Genomic DNA, 12,706 nt, shown 5'->3' on the forward strand with positions numbered 1-12,706 from the left:
GGTTGGGAGATTTAGAAGCAGGGTGTCTGGGTTGGGTGCCATTTACCTGTCTTGCGGGCTTCCAGCAGCGGTCTGGGTTTGTTGGGGATATCTGTCCCTGATTGGGTTCATTGGTTTTGTCTTGTGTGGTAGGCTCGGCGCAGGCGTAAACGTGAAGGCCGACCACCTCGAAAGAGGCGTGCCCCAGCCACCCGAGACACAACGGGGGTGGGGTAATCCAGGGGAACCAGGGGCGTGAACGCTGAGCTGCGAGGGTAAGTAATAGCCCGTACTGCCGGGCCTCCGAGACCAGCGAACCAACACACACCTGCATCAGCGGGTGTGAAGAGTTCGTACGTCGGGAGGTGACCGGTTCGATGACCATGCTGCAGCAACCTCAGCACCCCGTGCTGGGGGCCGTGGTCGCAGTCACCGGCGCCCTCGAGGGAGTTGCTCAGGCGAACCCCTCGTTCATGGCCACCGGCCAGAAGGCAGCCGCGCTGCTCGAGATCGCTCGCGCGAAGGCCCAGTTGGCCGAGCTCGAACTGCGCGTGCTTGCCACCGCTGACGATGTCGCCGCCGAGTCTGCCGCGCGGGATGTGGCGGCGTGGCTGCATCACCACACCCACCAACGCCCCGAAACCCTCCGCGCCGACCTGCGCCTCGCCGAGGCCCTGGACCGCTCTTATGGGCTGATTGGGGCCGCGATGCGGGCCGGTGCCTGCAACCCGGCCCAGGCCCACGTCATCGTCAACGCCCTCGACGACCTCCCGGCCGATCTCGACCCCGAGATCAAGACGAAGGCCGAAGAGGCCCTGGTTGCCTATGCGACCCGGTTCGACCCCACCCAGCTGCGTCGTCTGGGGCGCCGGATCCTCGATGTGATCGCGCCCGAGATCGCCGAAGCGGAAGAAGCGAAACGGCTCGCCGCCGAGGAAGCCCACTCCCGCAAGAAGACACGCCTGGCCATGCGGCGCCTCGGAGACGGCACCACCCGGATCACCGCGGTCATCCCGGATGCGGCCGCGGACCGGCTGGCCACCACCTTGGAGGCCTTCGCCTCACCCCGACGCGATGACGGCACCCGCACCGACACAGGCGACTACCTACCCTACGACCACCGCCTGGGACGCGCGTTCTGCCAACTGCTGGAGACCCTCGACCCAGCCCGGCTCCCGATCCACGGCGGCGATGCGACCACGGTGATCGTCACCATCGACCTCGACCAGCTCCGCAAGGACGCCGGCATCGCCCAGATCATCGGCGGCAGCCCGATCACCGCCGCCGAAGCCCGGCGGCTGGCCTGCACCGCGAACATCATCCCCGCCGTCCTCGGCGGCGCCTCCGAGGTCCTCGACCTGGGCCGCAAGGAACGCTTCTTCACCGCCGCCCAACGCCGAGCCCTCCTGCTGCGTTCAGCGACCTGCGAGGCCGAGGGCTGTGACATCCCCGGCACCTGGGCCGAAGCCCACCACTGGCTCGAATGGGCCCAAGGCGGGGCCACCGACCTCGACAACGCCGCCCTGCTCTGCTCCCATCACCACCACCGCGCCCACGACGCCGCGTACCTCCACGAGCGCTTACCCAACGGCGACATCCGCTTCACGCGACGCACGTAGAGATCCCAGGATCAGCACGGCCGCATCACCGCCTGCCCATGGACACGCGCATGGACGCGATTCCGCTTCGTCGTCCCGGCCGTTTGTGCTGTATCGCGCCAAATCAACACTGTGTGCGATAGCGCTAGGTCGTATCAGCCCACTGCCGGAGGCCACCCGGATCCGTCTCGGACGAATGCCGATCAAATCGCGTGCGGTGCACGCCGATGCGTGTCATCATCGCTCACAATTGCGAGCACTGCTCTCGCGCACCCACCGAGGAGTTCTGCAGTGACCGTCCCCCACACCTACCCTGACCGTCGCATCCGGATGGGCGCCGTAGCGTTCGCGATCGCCGGCATCCTCTTTGCCGTCTATGAGGTCGTTGCCCCACGTGCCGACGAGACCACGCTCGACGGCGCGGCGGCGTGGGCCTCCGCCGGCTGGAGCATCGCGCACGTCAGTGCCATCGTCGGCCTCATTCTCTTCCCGCTCGGCTATGGCGCGATTCGTGGCTTTCTCGACGGGACGCCGCAGGAGGGGACCGCGCACCTCGCCACTGTCATTGGCTCCATCGGCTCCGGTCTGACAATCTCCTACTACGGCGCCGAGGTCTACGGGCTCAAGGCCATCGGCGAGCGTGCAGTGGCCGACGGCGACGCCAGCTTGACCGACGTGGGCAACGACTTTCGCCTCGATCCGACCGCGATGACCATCTTCTTGATCGGACTGGTGCTCGTCGCCGTCGCTGCCGTGCTCGTCGCGATCGCGGTCTGGCGCTCTGGGTCCCTCCCCCGCTGGAGCGCCGTCCCGCTGGCCGCTCTCCTGGTCACGATGCTCCCCCAGTTCTTCCTCCCGCACGCGGGGCGGATCGTCTGGGGCGTACTCGTCGCCTTCGCGGCCCTCTGGCTTGCCGCCGCGCTCTGGCGGGCTTCAAGCGTCCGGCCATAGGCTCCTCGAAGTTGCAGAGCAGTCAGGCGCCGTCACTACTATCACGTAGGGCGTGGATCATGCCCTGCAGGATCCGGAACGCGTCGGACTGATCGGCCGGACTCATGCCGGTCAGCATTCTGACCTCGACAGAGCGAACCGCGACGGTGGCCTCCTCGAGCTTCCGCCTTCCTTGATGCGTGAGCCGCGTGGGGAGGACTTTCCCGACGGGGGCTTCCGCCGGCCTGGTCACGTCGCCGCCTCGCTCCAAAGCGCGGAGCAGGACGTTCATCGTCTGGCGCGTCACGAATGCCCCTCGAGCGAGCTCGGAGTTCGACAGACCGGGCCGCTGCGCCAGCAGTTCGAGGCATGCGTAGTGGGTGACGCTCATCCCGAGGGGGCGCAGCACCTCCTCCATCGCGGCGCGCAGAGCGCTTGACGCCTCCTTCAGCAGGTAGCCCAGCGACTTGTCCAGGTCGACGCCGTCTTGACTCATGTCAGTATTCTGACATAGCTTCATCGTGTCAGATAACTGACACACACTGAAGGAGCATCACCATGCCCGTCACCGGCCCCGACTTCATCTCCCTGCAGGCGCGCGACCTCGACGCGTCGCAGGCGTTCTACGAGCACTACCTCGGCCTCGTCCGCTCGCTGACCGGGCCTCCGCATGCCGTCGTCTTCGAGACCAAGCCGATCGCGTTCGCGCTTCGCGAAGTCGTGCCGGGCACCGATCTCGCGTCCGTCGCTCAGCCGGGTATCGGTGCTGCGATCTGGCTCCATGCCACCGACGTCCAGGCCATCCACGATGCTCTCGTCGCCGATGGGCACACCATCACCTCCCCGGCGATCGACGGCCCCTTCGGGCGTACGTTCACCTTCGCCGACCTCGACGGTTACCACATCACGCTTCACGACCGCGGCTGACGGCAGCTCAACGGACGGCCTGCCGTGTCAGCCACCGACGCACTCGTCGTTGTCACCGCCGGAGTAGCAGGGTGGGGCGCGATAACCGCCGTCCTCCTCCCCCTCCGGTGCCGGTAGATCCACCGCGCCAGGGATGTAGCAGAGCAGGACCATCGCCGTGCCGACGGTGATCACCAGGCCCTGCCAGAAGGTCCCGAGCATTCGGCGGTCGGGGTTGAGCATGTGGGCGACCGCGCCGCACAGTAGCGCGGCGAGCGCGATCGCACCCCAGAGGCGGTACGCGGCGATGTTCGCCGGGTCGATCTCCGGCTGTTCGCCGAAGAAGACCAGATAGACGTCCAGCCAGTTCAGCGCCAGATTCCCGACGGCGAGAAGGGCCACGACGGACGCGAGGGCCGTGGTCACGGGGAACCAGGGCACGCGCGTGATACGCCAGCGGACACTGGCCGGGCGGTCGAATGCGAGCATGCGACGAGTCTCACGGCGCTGCGGCGTGGCGGGATGAGCCCGCGTACTCAACTCTTGACCTTCAGGTCGGGCGAAGCCTCAGCATCGGCGCATGACCGCGACCCCTGCAGCCGATTCGACGATGGACGCCATCACCGCCGCCGTGACTCTCGGCCACCAAGGCGAGACCGCCAGAGCACGACAGGAGCTGCTCGCCATCTGGGAGGACCTCGGGGTGCTGGGTGATCCGCTTCACCGGTGCACGCTCGCCCATCATCTCGCCGATCTGCAGACCGATCCTGCCGCGGCGCTCATCTGGGACGTACGCGCTCTCGACGCCGCCGGCGCACTCACCGACCGACGGGCCGCTGAACATCATGCGGGCCTTCAGGTCGCCGGCTTCTACCCGAGCCTGCACCTCAACATCGCCGATAACCTCCGCCGCCTGGGCGCCTTCGAGGCCGCCGCCGAGCAGATCGGTAAGGCGCAGGAGCGGGTCACTGCCCTACCGACAGGACCGTACGGCGACATGATTCGCGCGGCGATCGGCGGTGTCAGCCATGCGATCACCGCCCGCGACATGACATCGCGGTCGACGTCTCCGACCGTCAGCGCGACCGGCTGAGCGCCGGCGCCGGTAGAGCCGCTGCGAGCCAGACCGACCCTGCAGCCGCGACGGCCACGGTCACCGGCCAGAACCACCACGGAACCGAGCCCGGCACAAGCTGTCCGATCCCAAGGAACCCGACCACCGCGATCGGCAGCGTGATCAGGACTGCCAGCCACGCGCGCCCGAATCCCGTGCCTCCGAGCGCCAGACCCATCGCCGCCAACGGCATCACCGCCACGACGGTGAGCAGCACGACAACCGCAAGGAAGATCGCAGCCAGCATCGCCCCCAGCGCCCCGAGCCCGGTGGCCAGCGCGTCGCCCACCGCCGATCCGGTGTCGGCGGCGTCCACCTCGATGACGCCACCGAAGAACCCTACCGCCGGCGAGAACAGCAGCCTCATCAGCCCGATGCCGGCCAACGCACCAACGGCCGCGGCGACCGCACCGATCACCGCGTGGCGCGCCACCCCACCTCGGCCCAGACTCACGACCGGCTCGCCCCGGCGATGGTCGAGAGGATCGCGTCGGCGGCCGCATGCGGCGCCTTGGTGGGGATCCAGTGGCTGACCCCGGTCAGCTCGATGAACGCGTAGGGACCGGTGACGGAGTCCTCGTTGCCCTCCAGGGCAGTCCGGCCGATCGCGACGTCGCCATCGCTCCAGAGCATCGTCGTCGGTACCGAGACGCGGCCGACGCGCGGGGCCAGGGGCAGGGAGCGATACCAGCCCAGACCGCCAGGCAGCGCGCCGTAGTCGACGATCTCCTCCCGGAAGCGCTCGACGTCCTCGTCGTTCCAGCCGCTCCCCCGCATCATCCGCTCCATCCGGCCGTCTCGCCCGGAGACCAGCTCGGGGAGCAGCGGGATGTTGAAGAGTGCGATGTAGACCGACTTGCGCCGCTGCTGCGGACCCTTCATCGACCGGGCGAACGGGACCGGGTGCGGCACCGACATCGCAGTCCAGCTCCGGACCAGGTCGGGCCGCTTGGCCGCCACTCCCCAACCGACCGCACTCCCCCAGTCGTGACCGGCCAGGTGCACCGGCCGGCCGATCTCGTCGATGAGCGCCACTACGTCCTCGACCAGCCGGCCGGCGCCGTAGCCGAGACGCGTACGCGGCCGGGCACCCGGCGAGTAGCCGCGCTGGTCCGGGGCGATGGTGCGGAAGCCGGCCTCGTGCAGGATCGGTGACACCTCACGCCAGCAGGTCGCCCGCTCCGGGAAACCGTGCAGGAGCACGACCGGGTCGCCGTCGGCCGGGCCCGAGTCGATCACGTCGAAGGTGAGTCCGTCACGTACGTAGCTCGAGATCGTCACGCGTCCATCCTGTCAGCGCTTCGCCCGCCTCTGCGGCGGGGTCGTGGTGTGCGGTAGCGGCGCCGTTGACCAGGATGTGCGATAGCGCGCTGAGGTAAGGCGCGACGAGCCGCGGCATGAGAAAGGCGCCGGCTCGGTCGACGAGCCGGCGCCTTCGTGGTGCTTCGGACTATCCCTCGGCGATCGCGTCCAGGCGCTTGACCGTGGCCTCGAACTCGGCGATGAGGTCGGCCATGACCGCGGCGACGGGGCGTACCTCGTTCATCCGGCCGACGATCTGTCCGACCGGCATCGCGACGACGTCGGGATCCCCGGCGGCGTTGATCCGGTTGTGGGCGTCGGAGACGAGCAGGTTCTGCAGCGGCATCGGCAGCGGCGCCGGCGAGCCCTCGGCCTCCCAGGCGTCGGTCCACTTCGACTTCAGCAGCCGGGCGGGCTTGCCGGTGTAGATCCGCATCCGGCGGGTGTCGGCGGAGGTGGCGCGGGTGAACGCGCTCTCCCAGCCGGCGTGGGTGTTGAGGTTGCGGTACTCCGAGGTCCCGAGCCAGATGGAGCCCGTCCAGACACCCTGCGCGCCGAGCGCCAGCGAGGCGGCGATCTGACGGCCCGAGCCGATCCCGCCGGCACCCAGCACCGGTACGTCCGGCCCGACCGCGTCGACGATGTCGGGCTGGAGCACCATCGAGGCGATCTCCCCGGTGTGCCCGCCGGCCTCGTAGCCCTGGGCGACGATGATGTCGACGCCGTTCGAGACGTGCGAGACCGCGTGCTTCGGGGCTCCCGCGAGGGCGGCCACCTTCACGCCGTGCTCATGGGCCTTCTCGATCACGTCGTTGGGCGGGGTGCCGAGCGCGTTGGCGATCAGCACCGGCCGGTGCTGCAGCGCGACGTCGACGTGCGAGCGCGCGGTCGAGTGCAGCCAGCCGAGCACGCCCTCGCGCCCCTCCCCCTCCGGCAGCGGCGGTACGCCCAGGGAGAGCAGCGTCTTGTCGACCCACTCGGTGTGCTCCGCCGGGATGTAGGCGGACAGGTCGGTCGAGGTGCCTTCGGTCGGCACCTTCATCGGCATGACCACGTCGACGCCGTAGGGCTTTCCGTCGGTGTTCTCGTCCATCCACGTCAGGGTGCGGTCGAGCTCCTCGGCGTCGTTGAAGCGTACGCAGCCCAGCACGCCCAGCCCGCCGGCCTTGGAGACCTCCGCGGCCACGTGCTCCGAGGGGGTGAAGGCGAAGATCGGGTAGTCGATCCCGAACGCCTCGCACAGTGCCGTACGGATCATGCCTTTGCTCCTTCGGGGTCCTGCTCTGCTGCGGTCGCTTGGGTGGCCAGGGCGATCTCCTTGGCCTTGGGGTACTGGGCCTTGCCCGTGGCGTTGCGGGGCACCTCGTCGACGATGGTCAGGGCACGCGGCAGCTTGTAGCCGGACAGGTGAGCCCGCAGGAACGTACGCAGCCCCTCCAGCTCGATGGTCGCGCCCGGTCGCGGCTGGACGACCGCGGCGACGGCCTGGCCGTAGCGCTCGTCCGGGATCCCGACGACGAGCGTGTCGTAGACGTCGGGGTGTGCCTTGATAGCGGCCTCGACCTCCTCGGGGTAGACCTTCTCGCCGCCGGTGTTGATGCAGTTGGAACCTCGTCCGAGGAGGGTGAGGCGATTGTCGGTCTCGATCCGGGCGTAGTCGCCGGGGATCGCATAGCGGGTGCCGTCGATCTCGACGAAGGTCTTCGCCGACTTCTCGGGGTCCTTGTAGTAGCCGACCGGAACGTGGCCCTTGCGGGCGGTGCGGCCGATCTTGCCGACGTCGGTGGCGAGGTCGAGCGGGTGGCCGTCGTCGCCGATCACGGCGGTGTGGGCGCCCGCGGTGACCACGGGGCCGTCGGTCGAGAGCGCGGATGCGTCCTGGAGCCCGGTGCCCTGGAAGCCGGTCTCGGTCGAGCCGATCGAGTCGGTGAAGACCGCGTTCGGGAAGGCCCGCATCCAGCGTTCCTTGACCGACTTGGAGAAGATCGCGGCCGAGGAGGCGATGGCGAACAGCGACTGGCCGTCGAAGCTCTGCCCATTGCCGGGACCGGCCTCGTACGCGTCGATGAGCGGCACCGCCATCGCGTCACCGGTCATGAACATCATCTGGACCTTCTCGCGGTCGACGATCTCCCAGGTGCGTACCGGGTCGAACTTGGGCTCGAGGATCGTCACCTGGCCGGCGAAGAGGTGCATCAGCAGGCTCGCCTGGGCGCCGCCGTGCATCAGCGGGCTGAGCGGCAGGGTGATGAGTCCGCCGCCGGCGGCCTGCTTGGACTGGTCGTACTCCTCCAGCGGCACGCCCGTCATGAAGTCGATGCCGCCGCCGAGGACGCGCCAGAAGTCCTCGTGACGCCACATCACGCCCTTGGGGAAGCCGGTGGTGCCACCGGTGTAGATGACGTGGATGTCGTCGGGGCTGCGCTCGCCGAAGTCGCGCGCGTCGGACTGCCCGGCCTGGGCCTCCTCGAGAGTGACGCCGCCGAACGGGCTCAGGTCGGAGTCGTCGTGGGGCTCGAGCGGGTTGGGGACGGCGACGAACGTCTTCAGCCCCTCCAGCTTCGGGGAGACCTCGGCGACCAGCGGCGCGTAGACGCGGTCGTGCACCAGGGCCTTGAGGTCGGCGTTGTCGAAGAGGTACTCCAGCTCGCCGGCGACGTAGCGATAGTTCACGTTGATCGCGACGGCACGGATCTTGAGGATCGCGAGCAGGGCGATGACGTGCTCGACGGAGTTCTTGGAGTAGAGCCCGACGTGATCCCCCTTCCCGATCCCCTGGCCGGCCAGGTAGTGGGCCAGCTTGTTGGACTCACGCTCGAGCTCTGCGTAAGTCACTTTGCGGTCGCCGACTTGGACCGACACCTTCTCGGGCGCAGCGTCGACGGCGTGTTCGAAGAGGTCAGCAAGGTTCAGCGCCATGACTGCGAGACTAGAACACGTTTCAGTTTTCCGCTAGGGTCTGATGTTATGCCGATCACAGAATCTTCTGCTGAGACCCACTCCGGGCCGCACGCGATCGTCGAGCAGGACGGCCACAAGCTCATCGTCACGATGAACCGTCCCGAGCGCCGCAACGCCCTCTCCTCCGAGATGCTGCGGATCATGGAGGACGCCTGGGACCGGGTGAACTCGGACCCCGAGATCCGGGTCTGCATCCTGACCGGCGCGGGTGGCTATTTCTGTGCCGGGATGGATCTGAAGAAGGCGGACGAGAAGCCGCCCTCGGAGTCGTTCGAGGAGGGCTTCGACCCGTCGGTGATCAAGGGTCTGCTCAAGGGCTTCCGGCTCACCAAGCCGCTGATCGCGGCCGTCGAGGGCCCCGCCATCGCCGGCGGCACCGAGATCCTGCAGGGCACCGACATCCGCGTCGCCGGCGAGTCGGCCAAGTTCGGCGTCGCCGAGGCCCGCTGGTCGCTCTACCCGATGGGCGGCTCCGCGGTCCGTCTCCCCCGTCAGATCCCCTACACCGTCGCCGCCGAGCTGCTCCTGACCGGACGTACGCTGCTCGCCCCCGAGGCCAAGGAGCTCGGCCTCATCGGCCACGTCGTCCCCGACGGCACCGCGCTCGAGAAGGCCCACGAGCTCGCCGACATGATCGCCGCCAACGGGCCTCTGGCCGTCCAGGCGATCCTCCGCACCATGCGCGAGTCCGAGGGCAAGCACGAGGAGGAAGCCTGGGCCGACGACGCCAAGGTCGGCGCCGCCGTCTTCGCCTCCGAGGACGCCAAAGAAGGGCCCAAGGCCTTCCTGGAGAAGCGCAAGCCCGAGTTCAAGGGACGCTGAGACCCCGTCAGGCCCGGCCCTTCCTGACGTACGCAGCCCCTGGCAGCATCCTCGGCAGCAGCCCACGCCGCAGCACCAGCAGCAGATGTGCGCCGAGCGCGACGAAGAACGCGATGTGGGCGGCGATGTGCAGCGCGACCAGGTCGTCGGAGACCGCCACCAGCGCGAGGCCGGTCAGCGGAACGATGAACATCAGGGAGAGCAGCGCACGCTCGGTGACATGGGCCAGCCGCCGGTCGGACGCGGTGAGCCGCGGGGTCCACGGGGGCAGCGGTGCGATCATGCGCCAGGCGACCCGGAGGCCGCCGAGGAACAGGATGGCCAGACCGAGCAGGATGTGCAGCTCAGGGAGGCTGATGCCATCCACACCGATGCCGCCACCCCACAGCTCGGACCACGCAGTCTCGAGCGTGCCCTCGTCGCCGAGTCGAGCCTCGCAGGCCTCCTCGATGCGGTCGATCCGCTCGTCCTCCGCGTCGGAGGTGTCACCGCCGCTGCGGTCCTCCCCCGGCGGATCGCAGTCGGCCTCCGGCGACATGGCATAGCCGACCACGAACTGCAGCACGAAGGCGGCGACGGTCAGCCAGTGCAGGGTCTTGGTGACGACCCCATAGCCCGTTGCCGTCGCGCCTGACATCGGAGTCAGCGTAGTGGGACCGCCGAGCCCGTCGTGTCGGATCGGCCGGATTCCGATCGTGGTCCTGGTGAGCGCCGCCCTCCGCGGCGTACGACCACGTCACTGCGAGAAGCGGGCCCGGAGGGCCTTCTTGTCGGGCTTGCCGAGGGCGGTCATCGGGATCGCGTCGATCTCGATGACCGACTTGGGCGCGTGGACGGACCCCTTCCGCTCCTTGACCAGGGCCTGGATCTCGGCGACGACCTCGTCCGAGAGCACGGCGTCGGGGCGAGGGACGACCACGGCAGTGACGGCCTCGCCGAACTTCTCGTGCGGGGTGCCGATGACGGCGACCTGGGCGACCGCGGGATGGGTCGCGATGACGTCCTCGACCTCCCGAGGGAAGACGTTGAAGCCGCCGGTGACGATCATGTCCTTGGTGCGGTCGACGATGTACCAGAAGCCGTCCTCATCCTCCCGCGCGACGTCGCCGGTGTGCATCCAGCCGTCCCGGAAGGTCTCGGCGGTGACCTCGGGCAGCTGCCAGTAGCCACCGGAGAGCAGCGGTCCGGCGACGCAGATCTCGCCGGGCTCGCCAGGCGCGACCGGCTGGCCGTCCGCTCCGATCAGGGCGGTACGGACCAGCGCGGACGGCCGGCCGCAGGAGGTGAGCCGATGAGTGAGCGGCTTCCCGTCGGAGTCGACGTGGTCGCCCTTGGCGAAGTAGGTGATCGCCATCGGCGCCTCGGACTGGCCGTAGTACTGGGCGAAGATCGGCCCGAACCGCTCGATCGCCTCGGCCAGGCGCACCGGGTTGATCGCGGAGGCGCCGTAGTAGACGGTCTCGAGCGACGACAGGTCGCGGGTGCGGGAGTCGGGGTGGTCGAGGAGTGCGTAGAGCATCGTCGGGACCACCATCAGCGAGGAGATCCGCTCGCGCTCGATGGTCTCCAGGACGGCGGCCGGGTCGAACCTCGGCATCACGAACAGGGTGCCGCCCTTGATCACGACGGGCACGAAGAAGGCCGCGCCGGCGTGCGAGAGCGGAGTGCACATCAGGAACCGGGGCGCCTCGGGCCACTCCCACTCTGAGAGCTGCACCTGGGTCATCGTCGCGAACGACCCGGACAGCCCGATCACTCCCTTGGGCTTCCCGGTCGTGCCACCGGTGTAGGTGATCGAGGTGACATGGTCGGGCGGGAGCAGCCTCGCGGCGAGTGGCTCGACCGGATAGGTCTCCGCGGCGGCGACGAGATCGACACCGACGTCCGCCAGCTGCGGCGGGACCGGCCCGATGGTCAGCACACGCTTCAGCCCTGGGCACATCTCCAGCAGCTCGACGGCACGATCGGCGAAGTAGGGGTCGATGATCAGACCGGTGATGCCGGCATCGTTGATGACGTACGCCTGGTCCTCCGCGCTGCCCAGCGGGTGCAGCGCCGTGCGCTGGAATCCCTGGGTCTGGCCGGCGCCGAGGATGAAGAGCACCTCGGGGCGGTTGAGCGCGAGCAGCGCGGTCGCCGAGCCGGTGCCGGCGCCGAGCGCCTCGAAGGCCTGGACGTACTGACTGATCCGCGCCGCCACCTCCGCCCCGGTGAGACTCACGTCTCCGAGATGGATGATCGGACGGTTCTTGTGGCGCTCCAGCGCCGAGACCATCAGATGACCGTTGTGGGGACCGATGCGGCTGGTATCCATGCCCGCACCTTACCGCGAAACTAGAACGTGTTCTAGCCCTGGTGGAGGCTGCTGATCGAGAGCTGGTTCAGGCGTCGCCGACGTGGTCCCGGTCGGCGGCGGCCATCGCCTCGCGTGCCCAGCGCGGCAGGATGAAGATGCCCTCTGCCTCGACGCACACCACCGGCTCGGAGCCGTCGGTCGGCCGGGTCAGCAGCCGCCCGCGTACGACCGCCTTCACTCCCTCGGTCGACGCGATCCGCGCCTCACCGCGCAGCGGCCCCAGCGGGGTCCCCTGCTTGTAGACGATCGTCAGGGTGCCGGTCATCCCGGGGCGTCCGCCGGCCGAGGCGGCCTCGCCGAGCAGCTGGTCGAGGATCAGCGCCGAGACACCGCCGTGGACCAGCCCCGGCGGGCCCTCATAGGCGGGCCCGAGCGTGAAGTCGGCCCAGACGTCCTCACCGTCGCGCTGCACCACCAGCGGCGGGGCGAAGGCGTTCCCCTTCCCGACCACCGGGTTGCCGTAGTTGCGGAAGCCGCCGTCCGCCCCGAACCGGACCCCGTGCGGACCGGGCAGTGCCTCGGCGAGCAGCTCATCGGTCAGCGCCTCGACCCGGCCGCGTACGTCATCGAGGACCGAGTCCGAGACCTGGGTGCGCACGACGGCGTCGACGAGCCGGCGCACCGAGTCGGTCAGCGGGACCAGGCTGGCCTCCCGCTCCTTGATCTCGGCGTCGGTCATGTCGTCATGGACGTAGCCGGCAGGAGCCTTCGGGTGGTGTGCACGTCCGTAGTGCATGG

14 protein-coding genes are annotated in these 12,706 nt (G+C 69.0%); 5 read left to right on the forward strand and 9 right to left on the reverse strand.

The window, feature by feature from the left end:
* Positions 1 to 356 precede the first annotated feature (356 nt).
* Together ACIO3S_RS11395 and ACIO3S_RS11400 are read left to right on the forward strand one after the other, a co-directional pair.
* Positions 357 to 1,598, forward strand: a complete 1,242-nt coding sequence (locus ACIO3S_RS11395; protein WP_400463123.1) for a DUF222 domain-containing protein — start codon at positions 357 to 359, stop codon at positions 1,596 to 1,598.
* A gap of 270 nt (positions 1,599 to 1,868) precedes the next feature.
* A complete protein-coding gene (locus ACIO3S_RS11400) occupies positions 1,869 to 2,528 on the forward strand; it encodes a hypothetical protein (protein ID WP_400463126.1) in 660 nt (219 codons plus the stop codon).
* Between the two features lie 22 nt (positions 2,529 to 2,550).
* On the opposite strand, the gene ACIO3S_RS11405 is transcribed toward ACIO3S_RS11400, so the two are convergent.
* The gene (locus tag ACIO3S_RS11405) at positions 2,551 to 3,003 is read right to left on the reverse strand and encodes a MarR family winged helix-turn-helix transcriptional regulator (RefSeq protein WP_400463129.1); all 453 of its coding nucleotides are present in this window, start codon (positions 3,001 to 3,003) and stop codon (positions 2,551 to 2,553) included.
* A gap of 62 nt (positions 3,004 to 3,065) precedes the next feature.
* Here ACIO3S_RS11405 and ACIO3S_RS11410 point away from each other — a divergent pair, with 62 nt between their 5' ends.
* Positions 3,066 to 3,434, forward strand: coding sequence for a VOC family protein (locus ACIO3S_RS11410; RefSeq protein ID WP_400463132.1), 369 nt, complete (start codon positions 3,066 to 3,068; stop codon positions 3,432 to 3,434).
* Between the two features lie 27 nt (positions 3,435 to 3,461).
* Here the strand turns inward: ACIO3S_RS11410 and ACIO3S_RS11415 are convergent, their stop codons facing one another.
* A complete protein-coding gene (locus tag ACIO3S_RS11415) occupies positions 3,462 to 3,902 on the reverse strand; it encodes a hypothetical protein (RefSeq protein WP_400463135.1) in 441 nt (146 codons plus the stop codon).
* Between the two features lie 91 nt (positions 3,903 to 3,993).
* Between ACIO3S_RS11415 and ACIO3S_RS11420 the strand changes: the two genes are divergently transcribed.
* The gene (locus tag ACIO3S_RS11420; protein ID WP_400463138.1) at positions 3,994 to 4,506 is read left to right on the forward strand and encodes a hypothetical protein; all 513 of its coding nucleotides are present in this window, start codon (positions 3,994 to 3,996) and stop codon (positions 4,504 to 4,506) included.
* Here ACIO3S_RS11420 and ACIO3S_RS11425 read toward each other — a convergent pair.
* The 4 genes from ACIO3S_RS11425 to ACIO3S_RS11440 form a co-directional block, all read right to left on the reverse strand.
* Positions 4,490 to 4,981: a hypothetical protein gene (locus tag ACIO3S_RS11425; RefSeq protein WP_400463140.1), complete on the reverse strand. Its 492-nt coding sequence runs from the start codon at positions 4,979 to 4,981 to the stop codon at positions 4,490 to 4,492. The genes ACIO3S_RS11420 and ACIO3S_RS11425 overlap by 17 nt on opposite strands.
* A complete protein-coding gene (locus ACIO3S_RS11430; RefSeq protein ID WP_400463143.1) occupies positions 4,978 to 5,808 on the reverse strand; it encodes an alpha/beta fold hydrolase in 831 nt (276 codons plus the stop codon). The genes ACIO3S_RS11425 and ACIO3S_RS11430 overlap by 4 nt, the downstream gene beginning before the upstream one ends.
* Before the next feature lie 169 nt (positions 5,809 to 5,977).
* On the reverse strand, positions 5,978 to 7,087 hold the full coding sequence (locus ACIO3S_RS11435) for a nitronate monooxygenase family protein (protein ID WP_218131216.1): 1,110 nt from the start codon (positions 7,085 to 7,087) through the stop codon (positions 5,978 to 5,980).
* Positions 7,084 to 8,748: an acyl-CoA synthetase gene (locus ACIO3S_RS11440; RefSeq protein WP_400463146.1), complete on the reverse strand. Its 1,665-nt coding sequence runs from the start codon at positions 8,746 to 8,748 to the stop codon at positions 7,084 to 7,086. The genes ACIO3S_RS11435 and ACIO3S_RS11440 overlap by 4 nt, the downstream gene beginning before the upstream one ends.
* A 48-nt stretch (positions 8,749 to 8,796) precedes the next feature.
* On the opposite strand from ACIO3S_RS11440, the gene ACIO3S_RS11445 reads away from it, so the two are divergent.
* A complete protein-coding gene (locus ACIO3S_RS11445) occupies positions 8,797 to 9,612 on the forward strand; it encodes a crotonase/enoyl-CoA hydratase family protein (protein ID WP_350721187.1) in 816 nt (271 codons plus the stop codon).
* Between the two features lie 7 nt (positions 9,613 to 9,619).
* Here the strand turns inward: ACIO3S_RS11445 and ACIO3S_RS11450 are convergent, their stop codons facing one another.
* From ACIO3S_RS11450 to ACIO3S_RS11460, 3 genes are all read right to left on the reverse strand, one after another.
* Positions 9,620 to 10,249, reverse strand: a complete 630-nt coding sequence (locus ACIO3S_RS11450; protein ID WP_400463150.1) for a cytochrome b — start codon at positions 10,247 to 10,249, stop codon at positions 9,620 to 9,622.
* A gap of 99 nt (positions 10,250 to 10,348) precedes the next feature.
* Positions 10,349 to 11,926 carry a fatty-acid--CoA ligase FadD8 gene (fadD8, locus tag ACIO3S_RS11455; protein WP_400463153.1) on the reverse strand — a complete coding sequence of 526 codons (1,578 nt, stop codon included), beginning with the start codon at positions 11,924 to 11,926 and terminating at the stop codon, positions 10,349 to 10,351.
* A 67-nt stretch (positions 11,927 to 11,993) separates the two neighbouring features.
* Complete coding sequence (locus ACIO3S_RS11460) at positions 11,994 to 12,704, reverse strand: PaaI family thioesterase (RefSeq protein ID WP_400463156.1); 711 nt, start codon at positions 12,702 to 12,704, stop codon at positions 11,994 to 11,996.
* Between the last annotated feature and the right edge of the window lie 2 nt (positions 12,705 to 12,706).

It is taken from the genome of Nocardioides sp. NPDC087217 (assembly GCF_044744805.1).
In the GTDB taxonomy this organism is placed as follows: Bacteria; Actinomycetota; Actinomycetes; order Propionibacteriales; family Nocardioidaceae; genus Nocardioides.